28 protein-coding genes are annotated in these 23,585 nt (G+C 68.8%); 11 read left to right on the top strand and 17 right to left on the bottom strand.

The window, feature by feature from the left end:
- Positions 1-77 precede the first annotated feature (77 nt).
- Positions 78-1,271, bottom strand: a complete 1,194-nt coding sequence (locus tag ASG80_RS15350) for an FAD-dependent monooxygenase (protein ID WP_056732256.1) — start codon at positions 1,269-1,271, stop codon at positions 78-80.
- A 106-nt stretch (positions 1,272-1,377) separates the two neighbouring features.
- Between ASG80_RS15350 and ASG80_RS15345 the strand changes: the two genes are divergently transcribed.
- The gene (locus tag ASG80_RS15345) at positions 1,378-1,956 is read left to right on the top strand and encodes a TetR/AcrR family transcriptional regulator (protein ID WP_056732254.1); all 579 of its coding nucleotides are present in this window, start codon (positions 1,378-1,380) and stop codon (positions 1,954-1,956) included.
- Between the two features lie 10 nt (positions 1,957-1,966).
- Here ASG80_RS15345 and ASG80_RS15340 read toward each other — a convergent pair whose 3' ends face one another.
- Positions 1,967-2,491, bottom strand: a complete 525-nt coding sequence (locus ASG80_RS15340) for a GNAT family N-acetyltransferase (protein ID WP_056732252.1) — start codon at positions 2,489-2,491, stop codon at positions 1,967-1,969.
- Positions 2,492-2,567: 76 nt separating this feature from the next.
- Here ASG80_RS15340 and ASG80_RS15335 point away from each other — a divergent pair, with 76 nt between their 5' ends.
- The 3 genes from ASG80_RS15335 to ASG80_RS15325 all read left to right on the top strand — a co-directional run bounded on the left by ASG80_RS15335 (position 2,568) and on the right by ASG80_RS15325 (position 4,699).
- Positions 2,568-3,215 (top strand): NADPH-dependent F420 reductase, encoded by a 648-nt coding sequence (locus ASG80_RS15335; RefSeq protein ID WP_056732250.1) that lies wholly within the window; start codon positions 2,568-2,570, stop codon positions 3,213-3,215.
- A 111-nt stretch (positions 3,216-3,326) separates the two neighbouring features.
- Complete coding sequence (locus ASG80_RS15330) at positions 3,327-4,265, top strand: NAD(P)-dependent oxidoreductase (RefSeq protein WP_056732248.1); 939 nt, start codon at positions 3,327-3,329, stop codon at positions 4,263-4,265.
- Positions 4,262-4,699, top strand: a complete 438-nt coding sequence (locus tag ASG80_RS15325; RefSeq protein WP_056732247.1) for a hypothetical protein — start codon at positions 4,262-4,264, stop codon at positions 4,697-4,699. The genes ASG80_RS15330 and ASG80_RS15325 overlap by 4 nt, the downstream gene beginning before the upstream one ends.
- Positions 4,700-4,726: 27 nt before the next feature.
- Here the strand turns inward: ASG80_RS15325 and ASG80_RS15320 are convergent, their stop codons facing one another.
- Positions 4,727-5,839 (bottom strand): epoxide hydrolase family protein, encoded by a 1,113-nt coding sequence (locus ASG80_RS15320; RefSeq protein WP_056732246.1) that lies wholly within the window; start codon positions 5,837-5,839, stop codon positions 4,727-4,729.
- An 87-nt stretch (positions 5,840-5,926) separates the two neighbouring features.
- Here ASG80_RS15320 and ASG80_RS15315 point away from each other — a divergent pair, with 87 nt between their 5' ends.
- Entirely contained in the window at positions 5,927-6,610 is a 684-nt protein-coding gene (locus ASG80_RS15315; protein WP_056732244.1) for a M23 family metallopeptidase, read from the top strand.
- Positions 6,611-6,674: 64 nt separating this feature from the next.
- Here ASG80_RS15315 and ASG80_RS15310 read toward each other — a convergent pair whose 3' ends face one another.
- The 7 genes from ASG80_RS15310 to ASG80_RS15280 all read right to left on the bottom strand — a co-directional run bounded on the left by ASG80_RS15310 (position 6,675) and on the right by ASG80_RS15280 (position 11,410).
- Positions 6,675-7,481 (bottom strand): alpha/beta fold hydrolase, encoded by an 807-nt coding sequence (locus ASG80_RS15310; protein ID WP_056732242.1) that lies wholly within the window; start codon positions 7,479-7,481, stop codon positions 6,675-6,677.
- 64 nt (positions 7,482-7,545) lie between these two features.
- Positions 7,546-8,076, bottom strand: a complete 531-nt coding sequence (locus tag ASG80_RS15305; protein ID WP_056732238.1) for an SRPBCC domain-containing protein — start codon at positions 8,074-8,076, stop codon at positions 7,546-7,548.
- On the bottom strand, positions 8,073-8,429 hold the full coding sequence (locus tag ASG80_RS15300; protein ID WP_056732235.1) for a helix-turn-helix transcriptional regulator: 357 nt from the start codon (positions 8,427-8,429) through the stop codon (positions 8,073-8,075). Before ASG80_RS15300 ends, ASG80_RS15305 begins: the two co-directional genes overlap by 4 nt.
- A gap of 76 nt (positions 8,430-8,505) precedes the next feature.
- The gene (locus tag ASG80_RS15295; protein WP_156401880.1) at positions 8,506-8,922 is read right to left on the bottom strand and encodes a hypothetical protein; all 417 of its coding nucleotides are present in this window, start codon (positions 8,920-8,922) and stop codon (positions 8,506-8,508) included.
- The gene (locus ASG80_RS15290) at positions 8,919-9,536 is read right to left on the bottom strand and encodes a nucleotidyltransferase domain-containing protein (protein ID WP_056732233.1); all 618 of its coding nucleotides are present in this window, start codon (positions 9,534-9,536) and stop codon (positions 8,919-8,921) included. The genes ASG80_RS15295 and ASG80_RS15290 overlap by 4 nt, the downstream gene beginning before the upstream one ends.
- 76 nt (positions 9,537-9,612) lie before the next feature.
- Entirely contained in the window at positions 9,613-11,028 is a 1,416-nt protein-coding gene (locus ASG80_RS15285) for a hypothetical protein (RefSeq protein ID WP_156401879.1), read from the bottom strand.
- A 109-nt stretch (positions 11,029-11,137) separates the two neighbouring features.
- Complete coding sequence (locus tag ASG80_RS15280) at positions 11,138-11,410, bottom strand: DUF86 domain-containing protein (protein ID WP_235508351.1); 273 nt, start codon at positions 11,408-11,410, stop codon at positions 11,138-11,140.
- A gap of 203 nt (positions 11,411-11,613) precedes the next feature.
- Here ASG80_RS15280 and ASG80_RS15275 point away from each other — a divergent pair, with 203 nt between their 5' ends.
- On the top strand, positions 11,614-12,366 hold the full coding sequence (locus ASG80_RS15275) for a DUF429 domain-containing protein (RefSeq protein WP_056732231.1): 753 nt from the start codon (positions 11,614-11,616) through the stop codon (positions 12,364-12,366).
- Here the strand turns inward: ASG80_RS15275 and ASG80_RS15270 are convergent.
- The gene (locus tag ASG80_RS15270) at positions 12,352-13,221 is read right to left on the bottom strand and encodes an SDR family oxidoreductase (RefSeq protein ID WP_056732229.1); all 870 of its coding nucleotides are present in this window, start codon (positions 13,219-13,221) and stop codon (positions 12,352-12,354) included. The two genes, ASG80_RS15275 and ASG80_RS15270, sit on opposite strands and share 15 nt — an antisense overlap.
- A gap of 100 nt (positions 13,222-13,321) precedes the next feature.
- On the opposite strand from ASG80_RS15270, the gene ASG80_RS15265 reads away from it, so the two are divergent.
- Positions 13,322-13,687, top strand: a complete 366-nt coding sequence (locus tag ASG80_RS15265; RefSeq protein WP_056732227.1) for a helix-turn-helix domain-containing protein — start codon at positions 13,322-13,324, stop codon at positions 13,685-13,687.
- A gap of 22 nt (positions 13,688-13,709) precedes the next feature.
- Here ASG80_RS15265 and ASG80_RS15260 read toward each other — a convergent pair whose 3' ends face one another.
- A complete protein-coding gene (locus ASG80_RS15260; protein WP_056732225.1) occupies positions 13,710-14,165 on the bottom strand; it encodes a hypothetical protein in 456 nt (151 codons plus the stop codon).
- A gap of 310 nt (positions 14,166-14,475) precedes the next feature.
- On the opposite strand from ASG80_RS15260, the gene ASG80_RS24165 reads away from it, so the two are divergent.
- Together ASG80_RS24165 and ASG80_RS15250 are read left to right on the top strand one after the other, a co-directional pair.
- The gene (locus tag ASG80_RS24165) at positions 14,476-15,615 is read left to right on the top strand and encodes a hypothetical protein (protein ID WP_200952589.1); all 1,140 of its coding nucleotides are present in this window, start codon (positions 14,476-14,478) and stop codon (positions 15,613-15,615) included.
- 539 nt (positions 15,616-16,154) lie between these two features.
- Positions 16,155-16,559: a hypothetical protein gene (locus ASG80_RS15250; RefSeq protein WP_056732223.1), complete on the top strand. Its 405-nt coding sequence runs from the start codon at positions 16,155-16,157 to the stop codon at positions 16,557-16,559.
- Between the two features lie 8 nt (positions 16,560-16,567).
- On the opposite strand, the gene ASG80_RS15245 is transcribed toward ASG80_RS15250, so the two are convergent.
- On the bottom strand, positions 16,568-17,347 hold the full coding sequence (locus ASG80_RS15245; RefSeq protein ID WP_056732221.1) for an alpha/beta fold hydrolase: 780 nt from the start codon (positions 17,345-17,347) through the stop codon (positions 16,568-16,570).
- 267 nt (positions 17,348-17,614) lie between these two features.
- On the opposite strand from ASG80_RS15245, the gene ASG80_RS15240 reads away from it, so the two are divergent.
- Complete coding sequence (locus ASG80_RS15240) at positions 17,615-19,816, top strand: S8 family serine peptidase (protein ID WP_056732216.1); 2,202 nt, start codon at positions 17,615-17,617, stop codon at positions 19,814-19,816.
- Positions 19,817-19,866: 50 nt separating this feature from the next.
- On the opposite strand, the gene ppk2 is transcribed toward ASG80_RS15240, so the two are convergent.
- Complete coding sequence (gene ppk2 / locus ASG80_RS15235) at positions 19,867-20,682, bottom strand: polyphosphate kinase 2 (RefSeq protein ID WP_235508350.1); 816 nt, start codon at positions 20,680-20,682, stop codon at positions 19,867-19,869.
- 321 nt (positions 20,683-21,003) lie between these two features.
- Here ppk2 and ASG80_RS15230 point away from each other — a divergent pair, with 321 nt between their 5' ends.
- Positions 21,004-21,606 (top strand): DUF1697 domain-containing protein, encoded by a 603-nt coding sequence (locus ASG80_RS15230; RefSeq protein ID WP_056732214.1) that lies wholly within the window; start codon positions 21,004-21,006, stop codon positions 21,604-21,606.
- 26 nt (positions 21,607-21,632) lie between these two features.
- On the opposite strand, the gene ASG80_RS15225 is transcribed toward ASG80_RS15230, so the two are convergent.
- The 3 genes from ASG80_RS15225 to ASG80_RS15215 are packed head-to-tail and all read right to left on the bottom strand — an operon-like array spanning position 21,633 to position 23,206.
- The gene (locus ASG80_RS15225; RefSeq protein ID WP_056732213.1) at positions 21,633-22,061 is read right to left on the bottom strand and encodes a type II toxin-antitoxin system VapC family toxin; all 429 of its coding nucleotides are present in this window, start codon (positions 22,059-22,061) and stop codon (positions 21,633-21,635) included.
- Positions 22,058-22,321 (bottom strand): type II toxin-antitoxin system VapB family antitoxin, encoded by a 264-nt coding sequence (locus ASG80_RS15220; protein WP_056732211.1) that lies wholly within the window; start codon positions 22,319-22,321, stop codon positions 22,058-22,060. The genes ASG80_RS15225 and ASG80_RS15220 overlap by 4 nt, the downstream gene beginning before the upstream one ends.
- 42 nt (positions 22,322-22,363) lie before the next feature.
- A complete protein-coding gene (locus ASG80_RS15215; protein ID WP_056732210.1) occupies positions 22,364-23,206 on the bottom strand; it encodes a DUF4253 domain-containing protein in 843 nt (280 codons plus the stop codon).
- Between the last annotated feature and the right edge of the window lie 379 nt (positions 23,207-23,585).

The raw sequence follows: 23,585 nt of genomic DNA, 5'->3' as shown, positions 1-23,585 counted from the left end.
TCGATCTCAGCGGATGCGGCGACCTGATTGTCGATCGTTCACAACCAGGTCGCCGCGCCTCGCGCCGGCCGAGGAGGTCACACCGAGACGCGGTCGTACTCGGGCAGCGGCACGTCGTGCTGGCTGCTCATCGCCTTCTCCACCAGCGTCAGCAGCGGCCGTCGCGCCGAGGCACGGATGTAGGCGTGGAGCACCCGGATGCCCATGCGGGACTTGGGTGTGGCGAACGACCCCGACCCCGGCGGCAGCTCCCGGCCGGCGGTGATGTGCGGCGCCATCGCGTCCTCGTACGCCCGGAGCGCCGCCGCGTGGTCGGAGCGCCGCGACAACTCGTTGCCGAGCAGGTAGGCACCGATCAGGGCGAGTGCCGTGCCCTGGCCGCTGAGGGGCGAGGCGCAGTAGCCGGCGTCGCCCAGCAACACCACGCGCCCGCGCGCGAGCTCGGGCATGTGCACCTGCACGAGCGAATCGAAGTAGAACTCGGTCGTGGTGTCGAGCGCGTCCGCGAGGGCCGGCAGGTGCCAGACTCCATCGGCGAGGCCCGACTTCACGAGTGCCTTCTGGGCCTCGACATCGCGGTAGTGGGGGAGCTGGTGGTCGCCGAACCACGTCAGGATCGCCTTGGCCCGGCCGGGCGCGGTGTCCGGTCGGATCAGCAGCATGCGGCGACCGGGCAGGATGTTCATCAGCGACCAGCCGTCGAGCGGCTCGGGCTCCGGCACGTCGAAGAACGACATCACGCCGCCGAGCGAGCGGACGTAGTCGGTCTCGGGGCCCCAGACCATGCGCCTGACTGGTGAGTGCAGGCCATCGGCCGCGACGACGAGGTCGAAGCGCTCGGCGGCCGCCTCCTCGAACGTCACATCGACCCCGCCATCGTCCTGTTCGAGCGCGGTGATCGTATCGCCGAATCGAAGATCGACGCGGTCGGCGGTGATGTCGAACAGGACGCGGGTGAGGTCACCGCGCAGGATCTCGAGGTCGGCCACGGGGCCGTTGCCGCCGAACATCTCGACGCCGAGCTCGGCGAGCGTGCGGCCGCGGTCATCGACGTATCGCATGCCCTGCTGGGCGAGCTGGGCGTCGCGGATCGGTTCCAGCAGGCCCATCCGCGCGGCGGCGTCTCGCGAGGTGCCCCGAATGTCGACCAGCTGGCCGCCGGGGCGGAGCGTCGGTGCGATCTCGACGACCGTCACGTCGTGCCCGCCGTCGGCGAGCACGTGGGCGAGTGCCAGCCCAGCGATGCCGGCGCCGGAGATGAGTACCTTCATGATTCCTCCTCAGTATGTGCAGCCGCGCCCGCGGCCAAGATCGAGAGTACGCATGTATGAGACATATGTCTAATACAAATGTCTAGATCGGCGGTATGATCGATCCATGGGCAATCGGGAGGACCTGCTGGACGGCGCTCGGCGCTGCATCATCGAGAAGGGGTACGCGCGCACGACGGCACGCGACATCGCCGGCGCGGCGGGTGTGAGCCTGGCCGCGATCGGCTATCACTTCGGCAGCAAGGAGGCGTTGATGGCCGAGGCGCTGCTCGGCACCGGTATCCAGATCGGAGACGCGCTCGATGTCGCCCTCCGAGGCGCTCCCGCGTCGGCACTGCTGGGTCGCATCTGGGACGAGTCGCTGCGCGCGTTCCAGGACCAGCGGGAGCTGCTCGCCGCCAGCATGGAGAACCTGGCACAGATCGACCGGCTCCCGGTCGTCGCCGATCGGCTTCGAGTGGCCCAAAGCGACGCCATCAGCGGCATCGCCGACATGCTCGCCGAGGTGCTTCCCGAACTCACCACCGAACAGCGGCGCGCCCTCGCCGCCTACTATTTCGCGTTGGTCAACGGACTCGCCGTGGTCTGGCTGATCGACCCCTCGGTGGTGCCCTCCGGCGAGCAGCTCGGACAGCTCCTCCCACCGCCGGGTGCAGCCGGGCCGGATGCCGCGGGCCCGGCCTGACGCGGTCGCCTCAGAGCTCGCGCGTGAACGCGACGCGGTGCTCGCCGGGTCCGTCGTAGTCGCGCCACGCGAGCACGCCCTCGATCTCGGTGTCCCCGGATGCCGCGAAGCCCATCGCCGCGTGAAACGCCTGCGACCCCCGGTTGCCCGGGCCGGTGATCGCGTTCACGCGGTGGCATCCGGCAGTCTTCGACTCGGCGAAGAAGGTCTCGTACAGCGCACGCGCCAGACCGGCCTGTCGCAGGTCAGGTCGGACGCCCACGAAGTGGACGTAGGCGTCGCCCGGCTGAGATGCCGATCGGAACCCGACGAGGAATCCGGCGAGGCCGTCCGCGTCCTCGGCGATGAAGCTCGTGTCGGCGAAGTGCTGGAAGAACAGGCGCGGCAGCAGCAGCGGCAGGTGCGAGGTGCCGGGCAGGCCCCACCAGTCGACGACGACGCTGACGACCGCGGCGTGGTCGTGCTCGGTCGGTCGCCGGAGGGTGACGTCGTGGGGCAGATCCGAGGCCGGTTCGATGGCGGATTCGGTGGGCATGCTGCGATCCTCGCAGGTCGATCCCAGTTGCCGGGAAACGGGAACAACCCGCGCCCTCGCCCGGTTGGCCTCCAGCATGACGACACTCGGAATCATCGGAGCAGGACACATCGGCAGCCAGGTCGCGCGGGCCGCCATCGCGGCGGGGTATGACGTGGTCATGGCGAACTCGCGCGGGCCCGAGACGCTCGCAGCCCTCGTCGCGGAGCTCGGCGAGCACGCGCGTGCGGCGACGGCAGCGGATGCCGCGGCTGCCGGCGATGTCGTGGTCGTGACGGTGCCGTTCAAGTCGTACGCGTCCATCCCGGTCGAGCCGCTGGCCGGCAAGATCGTCATCGACACGAACAACTACTACTGGGAGCGCGACGGCCACGTGCCCGCCCTCGACGAGCGCCGTCACACGGTCACGGGCCTGCTGCAGGAGCACCTGCCCACGAGCCGCGTGGCCAAGGGCTTCAACCACATCATGGCGAAGGACATCACGACCGACGGCCGGCCGGCCGGTGCCTCCGACCGACGTGCCCTCGCCACGGCGAGCGACTTCGCGGATGCCGCGGCGTTCGTGACCGACCTCTACGACCAGTTCGGCTTCGACACGGTCAACGTCGGCCCGCTCTCGGAGAGCTGGCGCGTCGAGCGCGACCAGCCGGCGTACGTCGCGCCGCAGACGCGCGACCAGCTCGTGGCGAACGTCGCGAGGGCCCAGCGGCAGCTCGCGGCGTAGCTCTCGCGATGCCGCGCGGATGCCGTGGCATACCGCGCGCGGCATCCGCGTGGCACGATGGTGGCCGAGACCGCCGGTGTCGAGCCGCGCCGGCGGTGAACGGAGCATCCGATGAAGGTCCTCATCGCCGGCGCCACGGGCACGCTCGGCATGCCGATCGTCAGGCAGCTGATCGACGCCGGCCACGCCGTGGTCGGGATCTCGAGGACCGCTGAGGGTGCCGAGCGACTGCGCCGCGTCGGGGCATCCGCGATCGTCGCCGACGTCATGGATCGCGATCGCCTGCTGAGGGCCGCCGACGGCGTCGAGGCCGACGCGGTGCTGCACGAGCTCACCGCGTTGAAGAAGGCGCCCGCCGGCCACGGCGCGATGGCCGCGACCGATGCGCTTCGCGTCGAGGGCACGACCAACCTGCTCGACGTGGCCCGCGAGGTGGGTGCCGGACGGTTCGTGACGCAGTCGATCGTGCTCGGGTACGGCTACGCCGACCACGGCGACGAGGTGATCACCGAGGAATCCCCGTTCGGCCGCACCGACGGCAGCAGGTTCGACGCGCACGTCGACGCGATGGTGTCCACCGAGCAGCAGGCGTTCCACGCCGACGGCATCGACGGGATCGCGCTGCGCTACGGGGTGCTCTACGGCGAGGACGCCGACACCGTCGAACGGATGCTCCGCCGTCGATCGCTCCCGGTCCCGCGGCACGGCGGGGAGCTGGCGTTCGTGCACCATCAGGATGCCGCCGCGGCCACGGTCGCCGCCCTCGATCGCGGCCGTGCCGGGGAGGCGTACAACATCGTCGACGACACCCCGGCGACGTTCCGCGACCTCATCACGTCGATCGCTGGAGCACGGGATGCGCCGGAGCCCCTGGTGCTGCCCGGATGGCTGCTGAAGCTCGTCGCACCGTACGGCGGCGTCGTGCTCGGCGACGTGTCGATGCGCGTCTCCAACGCCAAGGCGAAGCGCGAACTCGCGTGGATGCCGCGATTCCCGTCGTACCGCGACGGGGTCGCCGCGCTGGGCGGAGACGAGGGCGCAGCGCCATGACCGCCGAGCCGGACGCAACCCTGCCCGCGGCGCCGCGCGTCCGGGGCCTGTTGCGCGTCGTGTTCCTCATCCATGGGGTGATCACGCTGGCGGCGGCGGTCGTGCTCGCGGTGCTTCCGGCGGCGATCCCCGCGACGGTCGGCATCGACGTCGGCCCCGACGCGTTCCTGCTGTCGTACTTCCTCGCGGCCGCCGAACTCGCGATCGGACTGCTCTCGCTGGGCGCCGCGCAACTGAGCGACCCGGCGGCTGTGAGGCTCATCGTCGTGGTCTTCGTGGTCTTCCACCTCGCCACCGCCGCCCTCGAGGTCGTGTACCTGCTGTTCGCGCCGGTGACTGCGGTGCTCCTCGTGAACATCGCGGTCCGCGTGATTGCGGCGGTCGTCTTCATCGTCGCCTGGCGAAGCTGGCATCGCCGCGTGACGATGGGCTGACCACCTCAGCTCGGTCGGCGGCGACCGTCAGTTCAGCGAGTGCACGAACTCCCGCACCCGCGCGGCCATCTCGTCGGGCACCTCGCCCGCTGCGAAGTGCCCCCCCTCGTCGAGGCGGTCGAAGACGCGTAGGTCGAGGTAGTGGCGACGCGCGAGCGACTCGGGATAGCCGGCCTCGTGCCGTTGGATGAAGACCGCTGCCGGCACCGACGTGGGCGGGATGGGGTCGGGCTGGTCGGCGCCTTCGTAGTACGGGCGGAACGACGAGCCGATCGTCTGGGTGATCCAGTAGATCATCGCCTCGGTGAGGATCCGGTCGCGCGAGATGCGTCGCTCCACCGCTGACGGGTCGCCTGGCGGGGTGTCGCTCCACTCGACGAGCTTCTCGGTCAGCCAGGCGAGCAGGCCCGCGGGGGAGTCGTTGAGTGCGGCGGCGAGGGTATCGGGTCGGGTGTTCTGCACGTGCCCGTACGCGCCGTCGGGCCCATGCCGGGCGGAGAGCTCGTCGAAGAACGCGCGCTCGGCCGGATCGGTGAGGTCGTCGCGCTCGTCGCCGGTGGGGAAGTGCGCGTGCGTGGCGACGATGCCGGCGACGTGCTCGGCGTGGCGCGCCGCGATGAGGTCGCTGACGTTGGCCGTGACATCCTCGCCGTACGTGACGTAACGCTCGTAGCCGAGCACCTCGGTCATGAGCTCGTGCATCGTCGCCGCCAGCCGCTTCTCGGACATCTCGCCCTCCGCGTACGGCGACGAGAACGCGAATCCAGGCAGGCTCGCGACGACGACATGGAAGTCGGGCAGGCGGTCGGCGAAGTCGAGCTGCAGGGCGAACGTGTGTGGCCAGCCGTGCATCACGAGCAGTGCCGGGGCATCCGCTCGCTTGGATCGCAGGTGCACGAAGTGCACCGCGGCATCGTCGACCTGGGCGATGAACTGCGGATGCCCGTTGAGCCAGGTCTCTCGCGCCCGCCAGTCCCAGGCGATCCAGGCGTCGATGAGCTCGCGGAGGTACGCGGCGGTCATGCCCGACGCCGGCTTCCGCGGTGAATCGGGGAGCAGCCTCGTGCGTTCGAGGCGTGCTCGCAGGTCGTCGAGGACCTCGTCGGGCACGTGGAGTTCGAAGGGCTGGAGCGCGGTCATGGGCCGAAGCTACCCCTGGCCGCCGACACCGGGCACGGGGCATCCGCTCGGTAGCTGCCGACCGCGCCTCGGATACGCTCGCCTTCGATGGAGCACACACTCGAGAACCCGGTCGTCGTCGAGTTCCCGCTGCGCGGGGAGGGTTGGATGGCGGTCACGACGCCCGCCCACCGTGTGCCGAGCCACGGCACCGACATGCTCGGGCAGCGGTACGCCTACGACTTCCTCAAGGTCGATCGGCGCAAGGGCGTGCACTTCCATCCGGCGGGGATGCTGCGGGGCGAGCTCATCGGCGGCCGCACCCGGGAGTCGTACGCCTGGGGAGCGCCCATCCACGCGCCGTTCGATGCCGAGGTCGTGCGGGCCGTCGATGGCATGCCCGAGCGGGAGTGGATCCATCCGGCTCGAGAACTTGCGCACATGATCAAGAACGCCGTGACGTTCAGGCCCGAGAAGCTGCCGTCGATCCTCGGCAACCACGTGATCCTCCGATCCGGAGACGTGTACGCCGCCCTCGTGCACATGGCCCCGGGCTCGGTCGCGGTGGCAGAAGGCCAGCGCGTCGCGACCGGCGACCTCCTCGGCCGCGTCGGCCACACGGGGAACTCGACCTCGCCGCACCTCCACTTCCAGCTGATGGACTCGGCGGACCCGATGACGGCCCAGGGGATCGCGTGCGCGTTCCGCGCCTACGAGGTCGAGCGCGGCGGTGAGTGGGTGCGTGTGGAGAACGGGATCCCAGGCAGCCGAGAGCGGATCAGGTCGGCCTGACCGCAGGCGGTCGCGGTGTAGGCGATTCCGCACCTGTCGTGGTCGCGCGCACCGCGGCAGGCCGTCAACGGCCCACGAACGCGACGACCGAGTCGACGACGGCGCCGGGCGCCATCCAGAACGCCGCGTGATCCTGGCCGGGCAGCAGCTCGACGGTGACGTCGGGCAGGATCTCGGCGAGGGCGTTCGCCGCGCAGACGAAGAACGGCTCGCTGTTCGCGCCGACGAGCACGAGCACGGGTGCGTCGATGCTCCAACGGTCGCGGGGCAGCGGCGTGCCGTCCTGGAGGCCTTCGAGAATCCGGCCGTCGTACGCGTAGGTGTGCGCGAGCGCGGCCGCCGCGTCCCACGATGGGTCCTGCTTCATGCCCGCCACCCATTCGGCGGGGATCTGCAGGGCCTCGGTCATGAAGTACTCGACGGCCTCGCTCCGCTTGCCGTCGGCCACGAGCGACTCCACGTGCGCGACGTAGTCGGCGGGCATCGGCGGACGGGAGTCGTCGACGATGAACGGCGGCTCGTAGAGGAACAGGCCGGTCACGGCGTCGCCGAGCGCGGATGCCGCGTCGAGGGCGAGCACGCCGCCGGCCGATCCCGAGATGAGCGCGGCGCGACCGCCGACGACGTCGATGAGGGCCGCGAGGTCCTCGATCTCGTGAGCGGGGTCGTACGGCTGCGGGTCGCCGCTGCCACCGCGGCCGCGCCGGTCGTAACTCAGCACGGTGAAGTGCTGCGCGAGCAGTCCGGCGATTCCGCCGGCGCTGGTGCGGTCCTCGGCGACCGTGTTGACGACGATCATGGCGGTGCCGGATCCATGGACCTCGTATGCGATCGTGGTGCCGTCGCGCGAGGTGAGGGTCTGTTCAGACATGGTGGTACTCCACTTCTCTGGTCGTGTTCTCTGGTCGGGTGATACGGACAGCGGATGCCGCGGCTCAGCGTTCGAGCGCCGCCGAGAGTCGCTCGAGCGCCTCGGCGTAACCCCCGGCCATGCCGAGCTCCACGGCACGCCGCAGTTCGTCTTCGTCGGAGAACACGGTGACGATGTCGACGGCGGTGCCGCCTGCGGCATCCGTGAATCGCACCTGGGTGACCCAGCCGTGGTCAGAGGGCGTCCACGATGCGTCGGCCAGCGCGTCGACGTAGTCGAGCAGCAGGTGCGGCTCGACCCGCCGGTACGTGGCGATGCTGCGGCTCGGCTCGACCGAGCCATCGTCGGGGCCGAGTTGGTATCGCCACTCGCCGCCGGGGCGCACGTCCATGGCGAGCACGGTGGTCGACCACTCGTGCGGACCCCACCAGGCGGCGATGGCGACGGGATCGGTCCAGGCATGCCAGACCCGGTCGATCGGGAACGGATAGGTGCGGGCGACGTGGAGCGTCTGGTGCTCGCGGTCGATGGTGATGCCGTCGGTGCTGGTGCTGTCGGTGCTGGTGTCGTCGTTGCTGGTGCCGTTGCTGGTCATCGGTCGTCTCCGTCCTCGTTCGTGTGGCTCGGCTCACTCGGGCCGGCCAGGTGGTCGCCGAGGCGATCCATGCGCTCGGACCACAGCGCCGCATAGCGCTCGACCCAGTCGCCGAGGTCACGGATCGGCTCAGGCCGCAGCCGGTAGATGCGCTGCTGGGCCTGCTTGGTGGACTCGACGATGCCGGCCTCGGCGAGGATGCGCAGGTGCCGCGACACCTGGGGCTGGCCGAGGCCGAGCTCGTCGACGATCGACCCGACCGGCCGCGAGCCCTGCCGCAGCAGCTCCACGATGCGGAACCGGTTCGGCTCGGCGATCGCGCTGAGTCGAAGCTGTACCTGGTCGATGTCCACGTCTTGAGAATACACCTACGTGTATATACACACAAGCGTCTATACGGTCTTGGACGGTGCCGAAGTGCCGGCCGGCTCACGCCGAGAGACGGGTCTCCATGGTCTTCAGCAAGCGTTGTGCCGCGGTAAGCAGATCAGCGGCCTTGGTGTCACCGATAAGGATTGGGCTGTACTGGGTGGTCGTCTTGGCGTCGAGCAGACGCTTCAGCTGTGCGGACGAAGAATCTTCGGGTGGGCTCGCACGCTTGAGGAGCACGACGGCGTCGGTATGATTCTCGCCGGCGGCGCGTTCGCCGAGCGACGCTCCGCAGATGGCATCGGAGGCCGCGATTCCGGCGAGAACGGCAAGTGAGCCGAGCAAGTTGGCTTTCGACTCGATGCCGGCGTCGTCGGCAAGTGCGTCGACGAGTTCCGCTGCAGCCATGAAGGCACGCGCATGCGACGCGCGGGTGGCGACATCCGCAGCAGTCATCCGCTGGATTCGCGCGCTCATGCGAGGGTCAGCCTGATCAGGCGCTTGAGGTCGAGGCCGACAACGGTCTTCGCATCGACCTTCCAGGACTCGACGAGCGGGTCCTTCGCGTTGGTCAGCCGGCGCAGGTCGTCCCGAGTGAGATCTACGATCTCGACGCGGTTCCCGGTTGCCTCGGCCACACGTTCGCTCATCGTCGCAAGGACGGCCTCGCGATCGGTCGAGTCGATGTCGTCTTTCCAGACGATCACGATGTCGGCATCGCTCTCACGATCGGCCTCCCCGCGGGCGGCTGAGCCGTACAGGGCCACGCTCGCACGGTCGCCGACGATCTCAGAGGCCGATTCACTGATGATCTGCTCGATGCGCGCAGGCGCGGCGAACATTCGCTCGACAGGGTCCCACAGCACATGCCGCCGGTTCAGGGTGTACACGCGAGCGGCGCCCGCAGTGCGCGCGGTGACGAGGCCGATCCGCTCGAGGTCGGCCAGGATGCGTTGCGTTGTCGAAACAGGCACCCCCGCCAGTTCGCCGATGCGACGGCCGGTGAGTCCATCGCTCACCACGGCCAGCCGATGAAGGATGCGCGCCTGGCTTTCGCCCAACAGGTCAGCGGCTGGATGCGAGAGGTCCATGAACCAATTCTAGGGCAAATGACCCAGGAATGGGTTATTTGGTTCAATAGTGGGCTACTTGCCTCAATCTTGGTGCTCACGTGCGCAGAACGAGCCGTGCCAAAGCTCGTGACATCTTCGCGTCGAGTGGGTCCGATGCGAGCCCCCCGCACCGGCCGAGGAACGAGCACCATGGCGCGAGCTCGTCGAGCGCGAGGTCGGGGTTGCGTGCGGCAGCCGAGACCCACGCTCGCAGGTCGTCGCCGGCGCGGCCGTCTGCTGTGGCCATCGCCGCATACAGCGCAAGCTCGCCGCTGGACCCGATCGACCAGTAGTGGGAGGCGACCCGACTGAGCAGATCGAGGGGCTCCTCGAGTGCGACGTCACCTGCACGGCTGCGCACCAGCACTCGATTGCGACGGTACGCGAGGCGACCGCCGCGCAGCAACGCCTCGTGCGCCGGCGGAATGTCGACGCCCACCGTCGCAGGCTGTTGCGCACGCGAACTCGGGATCCCAGCGAGCGACTCGCGAAGCGCTGCGGTGAGGTGCTCCGCGTCGTCTGCCGTCGGCAAGTCGGAAAGGTCGCCCATCGCGCGCAGGAGGGCGGCGATCAGCTCGGCGCGGTTGGCGGTTCGGTGGCCGGTCACGCGGAGGGCTCGGTCGAGCCTCGACGGGGGCCCGTACGCGGCATAGGTCGGGCGCCACTCGAGTGCAAGCTGTTCGGCAACCAGGTCGAAGGCGTCCGAATCCAGCGGCTGCGTGCCTCTGGCAGCCCAGGGCCCGACGAGGTGCCGTGTCCACGCGTCGACCTGCGAGTGCAGCGGATGCTCCGCGTTGCCGAGCACGGCGAGCAGGGCCGCGTAGCCGGCAGCGCCCTGACAGGCTTCGATCGGACTTCGACCGCGGCCGCCGACGATGTGCGCTCCGACCGCACGGCTTCCCTGCAGGGGCGTGCCCTCCCCAGGCGTGATGGCCACGAGCCATCCGTGTTCATGATCGTCGGCAACGCCGAGCGAACGCGCCAGGCACCGCTCATCGTCCGCGCCCCAACTCCATCCCGGGTCGTCATCGCGGAGCCCAGCCGACTCGGCGTCCCACTCGTCCCAGTAGCGGACGCGCCGGGCATCAAGCCGGTCGTCGGAACAGTCGTTCGCGGAGTAGCCGTACTCGTAGTACAGCGTGCCGCTGGCGGTGCGGCGGAGCCGTTCGGCAGGTTCGAGTGTCGAAAACGCGTCGCCGATGCTCGAGCTCCACGAGCATTCACTGATGTGGTCGAGGGCGCGATTGCGGCACCAGTGCTCCATCTCCCAGACGCGTCGGCGACCTGGTGCGGAAGACGGTCGATCGGCGAACCGATGATCGAAGCGCCCTGCCCAGCCGAACAGCGATTGGGTGAGTTCATGCAACTCGACCACTCGGAGCGTCGACGGCACGTCGACGACGCGCACCACCGGTGGCTCGACGTCAGGGATCTCGAAACGAAGTCGCATGAGCTCGGGCGGGGGTGTCATGCCGACCACCATCCGGGTATGCGGCATCGGATGGCGCGTAGGGCCTCAATCGGTGAACGATTCGCCCGATTGCCGGGCTGTGAGGGAGGAGTGCGCCGAGGGGCGAGTCCTACTCAGTCGCACCGACGCCGAGGCGCACGGCGATCTTCGGGAGCTGCACGGCGATCGCCTGCCAGAGCACCTCGTCATCGGTGCCGTCGCAGTCGTGTGCAATGAAGTTGCGTGCCGCGCGGATGCCGGCCCAATCGATGTCGGGGCGTGCGTCGCGGAAGCTCTCCGGAAGCCGGTCGGCGGCGGACGAAGGGTCGATCACCACCGACTTCGCGATGCGTCGTTGGTCGTCATCATCGGGATCGAAGAACCGCGCACGTCCGCGAGCCACAACACGCGCCGCGGTGACCGCGAATCGCCGCGATATACGCCGGCAGCGCGACGTGGGCGCGGCACTTCGGCACTTCGGCACCGACGGTGGGAACGAAACACGAATGCCCCGGCCCGCGAGGCCGCCCGGGGCACGATCACCACGGTCATGCGCGTCCTCCGGCTGATGGATGAAACCGCAACTGCGCCCCCTACGATTCGAAGGTGCGCACCGCCGGAGTCGACCTCGCCGCAGACGTGAAGAAGACCGCGGTCGCGGTCATCCGCTGGGAACCGGGACGCGCGTTCGTGGAGCGACTCGTGCTCGGGGCATCCGACGACCTCATCGTCGACATCGCTGCGGAGGTCGATGCGATCGGCATCGATTGCGCCTTCGGCTGGCCCGACGATTTCGTCGAGTTCGTCGGTCGCCACGCCAAGGGGGAGCGCGTCGACCTGTCGCGCGACAGCGGCATGGACTGGCGACGTCGGCTCGCCTACCGCGAGACCGATCGCGAGATCCTGGGTCGCACCGGCCGCAGCCCACTCAGTGTCGCGACCGATCGGCTGGGACTCACCGCCATGCATTGCGCCGCGCTGCTCGACGCGATCTCCGATCGGCTCGGACCCATCCATCGCAGCGGTTCGGGACGTGTGGTCGAGGTCTACCCCGGTGCGGCCCTCCGCATCTGGGGCATGAACCGCGCGAACTACAAGACGGATCCCACCGTTCGGGAGGCGGCGCTCGAAGACCTCACCCACCGGGCTCCATGGCTCGATCTCGGATCCACGGAGCGCGACCTCGTCCGCTCGGATGACGCGTTCGACGCGGTCATCGCTGCCCTGATCACGCGAGCCCACGCGGTCGGCGGCACCCACTCGGTGCCGCCGAACCTCCGTGAACAGGCCGACCGCGAGGGATGGATCGCGCTGCCATCCGTCGCGCTCGAGGCGATCGTCGGCTCAGACGAGCGCTGACGGCACGGCCGCCTGCAGCCCCTCCACGAGCGGCGTCGTCGGGCGCCCGATGAGCCGCGACAGCGTCCCATCGGCATCCCCGAGAACCCCGCGCCGAATCGCGTCATCGATCCCAGCCACGAACCCGGCCGTCCCCGCGTCCAACCCTGCCGACTCGAGTGCCGCCACGTGCTCCGACGTCGTGAGTCGCTGATACTCCACCGAGCGCCCGACGACCTCCGACGCCACCACAGCGAGCTCGGAGTAGTCCCACACGACGTCGCCGCCGAACTCGTACACCTGGCCGACGTGGCCGTCTTCGAGCAGCACGACGGCGTCGCCCTCGGCGAAGTCGGCGCGGGAGGCGCTGGCCACGCGGCCGTCGGCCACGGATGCCGCGATGGTGCCGGTCGAGGCGGCGCGCGCGACATCCGCTGCGTAGTTCTCGGTGTACCAGTTGTGGCGCACGATCACGGCGGGAACGCCCGCTGCGGCGATCGCCTCCTCGGTGGCCTTGTGCTCGGCGGCGAGCGCGAAGTCGGCGGTGGTGGCCTTCGGGGCGCTCGTGTAGACGAGCTTCGTGACGCGGGCGGCCTTCGCCGCATCGATCACGTTCTGGTGCTGCGCGGCGCGCTGGCCGAACTCGGTGCCCGAGATGAGCAGCACGGTGTCGACGCCGTCGAGGGCGGCCGCGATGGTGTCGGGGCGGGCGTAGTCGAGCTCGACGGTGCGGATGCCGCGTGCCGCGACATCCGCGAGCTTCGACGTGTCGCGCGCGCCTGCGACGACGTCGGCGGGCTGGGCGCCGCGCGCGAGCAGCGCGTCGACGACGAGGCGGCCGAGCTGGCCGGAGGCGGCGGTGACGAGAATGGTCATGGGATGGTGGTCCTTTCGGTGTGCCTTCACCGAGGGCCAACCGGATGCCGCCCGCCTACCTTCCCTCGATTCGGTACCCACTTTCAGGTAAGGTACCCACATGGTGGTAAGTCTTGCGCAGATCCGGGAGAAGTCTGGAGAAGTCTTCACCGAGGGATGCCCCACGCGCGTCGTGCTCGATCACATCATGAGCAAGTGGGGCGTGCTGGTGCTGCTGGCGCTCACCGACGGCACGCACCGCTGGGGCGAGTTGCGCCGCGAGGTCGAGGGCATCAGCGAGAAGATGCTCGCCTCCACGCTGCGAACGCTCGAGGCCGACGGGCTCGTGGAGCGCACGTCGTACCCCGAGGTGCCGCCGCGGGTGGAGTACTCGCTGACCAAGCTCGGGCGGGAGCTGATGGAGCGGATGCTGCCGCTGGTGGAGTGGGTGGCGGCGAACGCCGGACGGGTCATCCCCGTCGACTGACGTTCGGTTGCGCACGCTGGGTTCAGGCGCCGGCAGACCGTTCCTCGACCGCCCGCCGGAGTCGGTCGTCGTCCAAGCCGAGGAGCTCGAACGTCTCCCGAAGTCGGGCGGCAGCGTCAGGGTCCTTGCCCTCCAGGCAGTCGGCCAGCCGCAGGCCCTCGTTGCTCACCTCGGTCAAGGATGCGATCAGCGAGACGACTGCCGACATCGGCACGATGATCGTCCCGTTGGACTCGGACGCTCCGGTCACCTCGCCGACCTCCACGGCGTAGAGCAATGAACTGCCGAGCGCCGCCCACTCGCTCTCGCAAAGCGTCGATCCCGAATCCGTGTCGTCGCCGAACACGTCCCGCGCGATGCCGGCGCTCTCCAGGTACGTGTCGACCTCTCCGTCGGACGCCACGATCCGCATGATCTCCGGGTAGTCGCCGCCAGTGATCTCGATCGTCGATTCGAGACCCGTGTCTCCATCCGCCACTTCGATCGCCTCCTCGGCCTGCGAAACGCTGCACTCCAGTCGGTGCGGAATCTACTCCCGCCGCCACCGCGCGGCAACGCCCCGCGACCTGCCCGTGCCTACGGATGCCCCGGAGCCGCAGCGCCGTCGCCGGTTGCGAGTCGGCACCCGCCGAAGTTCTGCCATGCCGGGGCACCCGGCTGCGGCGACCGGTCGTTCGCCATACCATCGGACTGCGTGGGTGCCCCGCCCGCCGCATCCGAATTCCGCACCCGCGACCGCACCGACCCGGTCCGCCGACACGACGGATCGGCCGCCCCCTGGAGCCCGAGTGACCGCCCCCGCTGACGACGAGCACGTGTCCGGCTTCGGCGCGCCCTCGGCGGAGCTCGCGCGACATGCCGATCCGGTCGACGGCACGCATGCGGGGGCGCATGCGCGGCGTCTCGAGGGCCCGTCGATCGAGGTGCCGCGGCATCCGCTGCCCGAGCGTCGCAGGTACTTCCTGAGCAGCTTCGAGCCGAGCGGCGACTACGACGCCGTCATCGTGGCCGTCACCGACGCCGGACGGCGGCGGTACTTCACGACCCGCGACGGCGCGCGCCTGATCGAGGTCGACGAGGCCTCCTTCGAGCGGCGCCGCGAGAGCGGAACGCGCTCGATGCTCGAGCTCGATGAGCGCGAGCTCGGCGAGCTGGAGGTCGAGCTGACATTCGTGCGGCCGGTGCGCGGGCGCGATCCGATCGCCGAGGCCGAGGCCGAGGCCGAGGCGGAGGCGGAAGTCGACGAGACCGAGGCGGACCCGCCGCCCGCGCACCGCGCGACCTATGTCCCGGTCGACGTCGCGAGCGAGGTGGCGGCGAAGGAAGCGGAGGACGACGGGGTGGACGACCTGATGACCGAGGAGTTCGAGGAGATGGTGATGGAGTCGACGACGGTGACATTCGAGCGCGATGACGCCGCGGCATCCGTGATGGACGATGCCCCGGATGCCGGCACGGCACCATCTGCCACGTCGATCTCGGCCGTCGACGCGATTGCTCAGGTGGCGCTCGCGAAGGGCATCGCGTTCGTGGCGCACCGCAGCAAGCACGACCGGAGCGGGGCTCCCTACATCGACCATCCCGGACGGATCGCAGAGCGCTTCGACCCGGTGACCCAGACCGTCGAGGCCGCGGCCGCGTGGCTCCACGACGTGCTGGAGGACACCCCCGTCACCGCACAGGAACTGTTCGAGGCGGGAGTGCTGCCCGACGTGATCGACGTCGTGCAGCTGCTCACGCGCACCCCGGACATCAGTCCCGACGAGTACTACGCAGCCATTCGCCAGGATCCAGTCGCGCGCCGCGTGAAGCTCGCCGACATCGATGACAACACCGCGCGGTGGCGCCTGCGCCGTCTCGACTACGACACGCAGCTGCGCCTCGTGGAGAAGTACCGCTACGCGCGCCAGGCACTCGGACCCGACTGACGCTGACGCTCCGGCTCGCGCCGGCTCGCATCCTTCGCGGGGGCGGATGCCGCGCAGTCGATTCCAGTTGCGTGATCTGGTACCCACGTCGGCGGAGGCCGCAGGCGAGGCGTGTGACATCCACTCTGCTCTTGGCGGTGCCGAAGTGCCGAAGTGCCGACGAGATCGCGGACCCGCACACAAGCCCGAAGATATGAGAGAAGAGATGGTCCTGACTTCGTCCGTCTGTGAGATGGAACGTCGTCCATTTGTTAGGTGGAGTTTCGTCCATTTGTTAGATGGACGGATGCCACGTACAGCGCCATTCCCGACGCGGCAACCGCCGGCGAACCCGACAAGCCCGCGCGACAGACGGTGGATGGCTATCGCGAGCGCACCTGCAACGCCTCTTCGTGCTCGACCCCGTTCCGGCATCTGCTCCGCGGTGACGGTGTTCGCGTGTCAGCCACGAGTGCCCCCGAAATGGGGGTCTGACGCGCCGCTGCAACGCCTGGCATGGGCCGGGTTCGGGGAAGGATTCGCCGATACTCTCAGGACTCGTGACAATCGCCAACTATCACGCCGCGCCGCAGCCGGCGCCCTTTCTGGTCTCCATCGGCAACCTCCACGCGACGCAGCATCATGTCGTGACACCCGCTGGCACCTGGCCGATCGCAGACGTCAACGTCACGACGAGCGACCAGACATCGACCACGACTCACACGCCCACGTGGGCGATCGTCATGGTGGTCATCTTCATCTGGTTCTTCCTGCTGAGCCTGCTCTTCCTGCTCGCGCGCGAGACGCGCGTGCAGGGCTTCGTCGCCGTGACGATCTTCGCGGGTGGGTTCTCGTACGTGGAGAACGTGCCGGTGTGGAACGCCGCACAGCGAGCTGATGTCCTCAACCGGGCCGCATTCCTGCAGGGTCTCATCGGTCAGGAACGTTACCGACTCGGACGCTAGGTGGGCGCTCAGGTGCGCTCGGCGATGAACTCCGCCACGAGTGCATCGAGCTCGGGGCCTGCGCAGTCGTGCCCTGCGCCCTCGATCTCGGCGAAGCGCGCGTCGGGTATCGCGGCTGTCATAGCGAGTGACGCTGACCGCGGACTCCGCGCGTCCTCGCTTCCGCGCACGACCAACGTCGGGACGGTGATCGCAGGCAGCGCCGCACGGAGGTCGAGCTGAAGCACCGGAAGAACGGCCCTCGTGGTCGCGGGTCGCCAGTCGGCGAGCAGGCTGCGTGCGAGTTCTCGCCGTCGCGGGTCCGCACCGGGTGCGTACACGGAGTCGAGGAACCCCTCAGCCCACTCGTTCATCGGGCGGTCGATGGTCGCCTCGACGGAGCGGATGCGCTCGGCGAGCATCTCCGGCCCGAGTGAGCCGGCCAAGCCGGCGTAGGCGCCGATGAGCACGAGCCCACCGATCAGGTCGAGGTGGTCGCGCGCGGTCAGGAGCGCGAGAACCGATCCGAGGGAGAAGCCGACGATGACCGGTCGGCGCAGGTCGAGTGCCTCGATGAACCCGGCGGCCGCGCTCGCCCAGTCATGCTCGTCCCACGACGTGGGCACGTCACCAGAACCGCCGCATCCCGGCGCGTCCCAGGCGATCGCGTCGGCGTGGGTCGCGAATCGATCGAACTCGGCGCCCCAGATGCGTGAGTCTTCAAGTGCTCCGTGCATGAGGAGGAGCGGGGTTCCGGAACCGGCCCGGCGATACGCGATGAGAAGGCCGGCCACCTCGACGGCGTCCATGCGGTCGACCCTACGCCCCGGCGAAGAGACCGGAGTACTTTCTTGCGATCACGTCTCCCTTCTCCCTCAGCGCGGCCGACCTCGGGCACGCCTACCCCGCAAAGTGAGGACTTGTCAGGTTTGCAAGACGCGAGTACGACTGTGTACGGGGACGTCACCTCTCGAGCCGGCTCGGACTCCGCCGGTCGGCCTTCGGCGCACCGCGGCTGATCCGCGCGACGCGGCTCGATGCGAGCGCCTGCCATCGAGCAACTCAGGAGGTCCATCATGATCGCTGGAGTCGAGAGCATCAACCTCGTCCCGGACGAGATCCTGCTCACCGGTGCGAAGGTGGTGATGCAGACGTCGGAGCCCGTCGATCGGGAGCGCGTCGAACGCGCCGTCGGAGTGCGGGGGCTCGCCGGCACGCTCCAGGTGAGCCGCGACCGGAAACGGGTGACGTGGACGCCGTCCGACGACGCCACTCCCGGATCGTACGAGTTCGCCGTCGACGAGCTGACCAGCGGCGACAAGCGCATCTCCACGGGCGGACGCATCCGCTTCGGGCTGGTCAGGACCGCGGCTCGCGTCCCGGCGAACGTCGTGGTCGAGAGCATGACGCGAGTCCGCGTCGACCGCTGGCAGGTGCAGCGGATGCCGCTGTTCGACGATCGGCCACAGGGCAAGTACATCGAGCTGATGAAGGCCAGCGATCGGAAGACCGGGAAGCCCCGCACCTTCGCATTCGACTCGAGTGGGGAGCGGATCGATCCCGACGCGATGATGGCTGAGATCCTCAGTGCTCGGGTGAAGCGCTTCGGGAAGCTGGACGAGGATCTCGATCGGGTGCTCCGGCGCGCTTCGGACGACGAGAAGGTGTCGGTGGCGATCTGGGCGCAGACCGACGACGTGCTCGACCCCGGCGACAAGTCCCCGGATGCGCCCGACGACTCGAGGGCGAAGTCGGTCGGCGACCGGGTCACCGCTGCCGTTCGCGAGGCCACTGGAGCGCTGCGCGAGGACCTGTCGAAGCAAGGCATCGAGGCGCGTGCCGACGAACTGGCTCCGGTCGTCTACGCCCGTCTCGACAAGGCGAGCATCCGTCGCCTCCAGGAGAACCCGCGGATCGCCGGCGTCTTCCTGTACGACCCGCGCGGGTTCGACGATCTCGACGACTCGATGGCCATCTCCAACAGCGACGACGTGCACGCCCTCGGTGCCCGCGGTCGCGGCATCCGGGTGGCGGTCTGGGAACGGGGGCCGGACTCGACGACGAATCTCGCCATCGCGGGGACCTACGATGCATCCGGCGCCATGTCGACCCACTCCCGCCTGGTGCACGGGGTGATCAGGAACACCCAGACGAACAACCCGAACGGGCACGCCCCCGGCTGCACGCTCTTCTCGGCCAACTCCTACGACCTCGACGCGCTCCGCTGGGCCGTGGTCGATCAGCGCTGCACGGTGATCAACCAGAGCTTCCACCGCGACGACGAGCAGACCTCGAGCGGAATGTCGTTCGACGACATCTACAAGGACTGGCTCGTGCTGCGGCCGCCGTACCCGACGATCGTGCAGGCGGCGGGCAACAGCGACGACGACAACGAGTACGTCAACCACAAGGGCTTCAACAGCCTCGCCGTGGCCAACCACAACGACGACGCGTCGGCGATCTCGAGCACGTCGGTGTTCCGCAATCCGGCCTCATCGCACGATGATCGGGAGCTCCCCGAGATCGGCGCCAACGGCACGGGCGTCGCGGCGGTCGGCACGAGCGACAGCGGCACGAGCTTCGCCTCGCCGGCCGTCGCGGGCATCGCCGCCCTCCTCCAAGGCGAAGACACGCTCCTGCGCTCATGGCCGGAAGGATGCCGCGCCATCCTGCTCGCGGGCGCCACGCGGAACGTCTCCGACGCCACGTGGTGGAGCGATGTCGCGTCGGGCGTCGACGCCTCCGACGGGTCGGGCGCGGTGAACGCACTCGAGTCGCACCGCATCGTGCAGGAGCGTCGCTCACGGAACTCCGCGGCGACGCGCCGCGGATGGGACGTCGGAGTCCTCGACGACGACGACTTCGACCGCGTGGGCGACTCCGACTTCACGTACCGGGTCCTGGTTCCCGCCTGGATCCTGGGCCCACGGCACGTCAAGGTCGCGTTGGCCTGGGACAGCAAGGTGAAGGAGTTCTCCCTCTTCGGCATCACCATCCCCATCGCATCAGCGCTCGAACAGGACCTCGACCTCAAGGTCTACGACTCGAACGGATCACTCGTGGCGCAGAGCCAGTCGTGGGACAACAGCTACGAGGTCGCCGAGTTCGACGCTCGTCGGGGCGAGGAGTACACGATCCGGATCAGGCGGTACTCGGGCACCGGGTGGACCTGGTACGGCATCGCGTGGACCGTCACCGGTGGCATCCGCGACCTGCTCGGGTTGCAGGACGTGATCTTCGAGCAACCCATCACCGAGTTGCTGGAGGACAACGACTGATCACTGAGTGAGTCGTCGGGGGCGGCCGGCACGAGGTGCGCGAGTCCGTTTCAGTCGACCGACGCCGTGCCGTCGATCAGCTGCTGCGCGTAGTCCGGCACCGCATTCATCCACTCCCGTGGCGGCCGCTCGTACCCGGTCGACTCCGGACGCGGCGGGATGACGATCGGCTCGGGATCGACATGCTGCCAGGGGACCTTCGACAGCAGGTGGGCGATCATGTTGATGCGCGAGCGCCGCTTGTCGTCGCTCTCGACCTCGTACCAGGGCGCCTCGGCGATGTCGGTGTGCACGAACATCGTGTCCTTCGCGCGGGAGTAGTCCTCCCACTTGGTGATCGAGTGCACGTCGTTCGGGCTGAGCTTCCATCGCCGCATCGGGTCGTCGAGGCGCGACCGGAACCGCTCCTCCTGCACGACGTCCGACACGCTGAACCAGTACTTCAGCAGGATGATGCCGTCCTCCACAAGCATCCGCTCGAAGATCGGCGCCTGGTGCAGGAACCGGTTGTACTCATCGTTCGTGCAGTACCCCATGACGCGCTCGACGCCGGCGCGGTTGTACCAGGAGCGGTCCATGAGCACGATCTCGCCCGCCGCCGGCAGGTGGGGCACGTACCGCTGGAAGTACCACCGCGTCTTGTCGCGGGCGCTCGGCGTCGGCAGCGCGACGATGCGCGTGACGCGCGGGTTCATGAACTCCGACACCCGCTTGATCGTGGAGCCCTTGCCCGCGGCATCCCGCCCCTCGAAGATCACCACGACCCGCGCGCCCGATTGCTGCACCCACGCCTCCATTTCCACGAGCTTCGCCTGCAGCGCCGCGAGCTCTCGCTCGTAGAGCGCCTTCGGCATCCGTTTCGTCATTCGGCACCTCCCCCGCGTTCGAAGCCTACGGGCGGATGCCGCTGGCGGCGCGCCGCGCTCGCCGCGATGCCGACCCATCTCATGCGTGGCAGGCGACGTAGTCCGGTCTCGAAACTGCCGGTACTTCGGTACTTCGGGTACTTCGCTACCGGATCGGCGGGTCGCGTCATCATTCCGACGACGGATTCGTCGTGATGTCGATCTCGGCCGACGTTGCTGAACATCGGCGCGGGGCTCGCCCACTGGGGTGCCGGCCTCTGACCCGCGCGGCCCACGTTGCGCCAGTCGCGGCATCCGCTTCGGTCTGGTAGCCATGTGCACATGACCGCGGCCGCTCAGAAGAAGTCAGCGGATGCCGCGCGCACCGGCTCCTCGTTCGTCGCCCTATTGCGGGGCATCAACGTCGGCGGCCGGAATCCGATCCGCATGCCGGAACTCGTCGAGTGCTTCCGCGACGCCGGATACGGGGACGTCAGCACCTACCTGCAGAGCGGCAATGTGCTGTTCAGCGCCGACCACGAGAAGGGACCGAAGCTCGAGGCGGAGGTGGAGGCGATGCTCGAGGAGCGGTTCGGGACGCCGCTGCGCGTCGTGATCCGGTCACGCGACGAGCTGGCCCAGACGATCGATGCCGCGCCCGCGGATCACGGATCGCCGAAGCTGCGCAGCGACATCTTCTTCCTCAAGCACCCGCTCACCTCCGAGGAAGCGCTCGCCGAGATGCCCGAGCTCCGCGAGGGAGTCGATTCCGTGGCGCCCGGTCCCGGCGCGATCTACTTCTCGCGTGTGGCGGCGCGCGCGACGAAGACCCGCATCCAGCGGTTCATGGGCATGCCCATCTTCCAGCAGATGACCGTGCGCACCTGGCGCACCTGCATGCGGCTGCTCGAGAAGCTCGACGCGGCCGACACAGCCCGGCACTGATCGACACGATCTGGACTGACGCCCGCTCATCCGAGCGACGGTCCGCTTCCGGCCGCTCGCTCCAAGGGAACCGTACGGATGTCGGTATGCACGAAGTCGTCTCCCTTGCAGAGCAGTGCCGCGCCACTTGTTCGGGCGAGCGCATACGAGAAGCAATCGCCGAAGTTCAGGGCCGCCGGATGGCCGCTGCCCTTCCCGTAGTCCCGGTAGGCCTGCCGGGCGACCCGGGCGAGCACGGCATCGACCGGCGCGATCTCGATCCGAGCCGCCTCGACGAGTTCGTCGAAACGCGCACTGAGCACGGGATCCCGGTTCGCGTCGACCACGATGGATGCCTCGAGGTACGTCCCCGCCGAAATCGAAGTACCCGTCGAGCCGGCCAGCGCGTCCACGAGCGCCTCCGCTTCGGGCTCTCCACGGAGGATGGCGATGAGCGCCGACGTGTCGACGATCACCGGGGGAGCCCCTTCTCGTCGTAGAGAAGGTCGCCGTGGTCGGCCACGCGGAGCGCCTCCGTCCACCGTGGGGCCGCGTCGGCCGCGATTGCGGAGAGCCGCTGGGCACGCGCGCGTGTTGCTTCGCCGGAACTCGCTTCGATGCGTTCGAGCCGCTCGCGGACGGCGGCGGTGATCGCCCCCGTGACGCTCTCGCCGGTCGCGCTGGCAAGCCGGCGCGCGAGTCGCTCGGCTTCAGTGCTCTTGATGCTCAATGCCATGCTCCAATTCTACCTACCGCAAGGCGGAAGTATAGAAGCGCTTCAATCCCACCAGAACTGCCATCGCGTCGAGCCGATCAGTCCATCCGCGTATTCGCCCGGGCGTTCATCGGGGTCATGGAACTGGCTGTCATACGGGCAGACGAGCCGGTGTTCCTCGGCGAGCCGCACCGCCTGATCGGAGTCTTGCGGGGGTCGAGTGACGACGAGTTCGGCGGCCGACAGCATGTGCGCACCGAACCGCTCCTGCCACGACTTCAGGACGGCCGAGAAGTCCGCACCGATCAGCGACTGGTTCAGGGCGAGATCCCAGCCGCCCACGCCCGGCGCTTCCCACGGATACTTGACCGCGATCAGCGTGATCACTCCCGGGCGGTACCACCAGGCATCCGTCGATGGAAACAGATTGGTGCCCGTCTCCGCCGTTCCCGGCGCCAGTCCACCGAAGGGCGGCCGGGTCTCCGGAAGCCGCGCTCCGGTTCGGGCATCGCACCACGCCTGGCCGTCCCAGGCCTCGGCCAGAACCCGCTCGATCGTGTTCGGTCGGTCTTGGGCGGTCTCTCGCTTCCAATGATGGTGTTGCTCCCAAGGACGGGCTGTTCCATAGCCGAGACGCCCGACGACAGGCCAGAGGCCAGTAGTCGAGAAGACACGTACGAGTGAGAGCCAGACCCGGTATGCATCGTCGATCGGTTCGGCAGTCTCCCATCCCAGTCGGATGCCGGTCGTCGTCCCGTCGCGGGTGTAGTAACGCGACCTGCCGGGCGGAAGCTCGACGCCGGCCACATCGACCGTCTCGTCATCTGGCGGAAATTCCCCTGGTCGGTCGGCGCTTCCGACGTCTACCGGATCCGTGAGGCGTTCGTAGTGCGGTCGGTACATCATGCTGGCCTTCCCCGTTCCGTGTGTGAAGGGGAAGCTACGCGACGCGTCGTCGCGGGAGTCTGGAAGCGCGCCAGTTGGGGATGGTTCGCGAATTCCGCGTGCCCTTGGGGACAGGTCCCGCCGGCTCAGAACCGAATGCCAAGTAAAGGGGCGCGATGTCGATCTCGCCCCTGTCCAATCGAACCATCAGAGGAGCGAGAGTTTCCGTTTCGTCCATCCACAGGATGGAACATCGTCCATCTGTTAGATGGATGACTGTCGATCTGTTAGGTGGCATGCAGAACGCATGCACCATCGCGAATCGTGAAAGAGCGTATTGTCGCTTTCCATCGCATGTCCTGCCCGTGTCCGTGGGGCGCGTTAGCCTCCCGACGGGGGG

Source organism: Agromyces sp. Soil535, assembly GCF_001428255.1.
In the GTDB taxonomy this organism is placed as follows: domain Bacteria; phylum Actinomycetota; class Actinomycetes; order Actinomycetales; family Microbacteriaceae; genus Agromyces.
The sequence above is the reverse complement of the archived record's forward strand: the minus strand, read 5'-3'. Positions and strand labels throughout refer to the sequence as shown.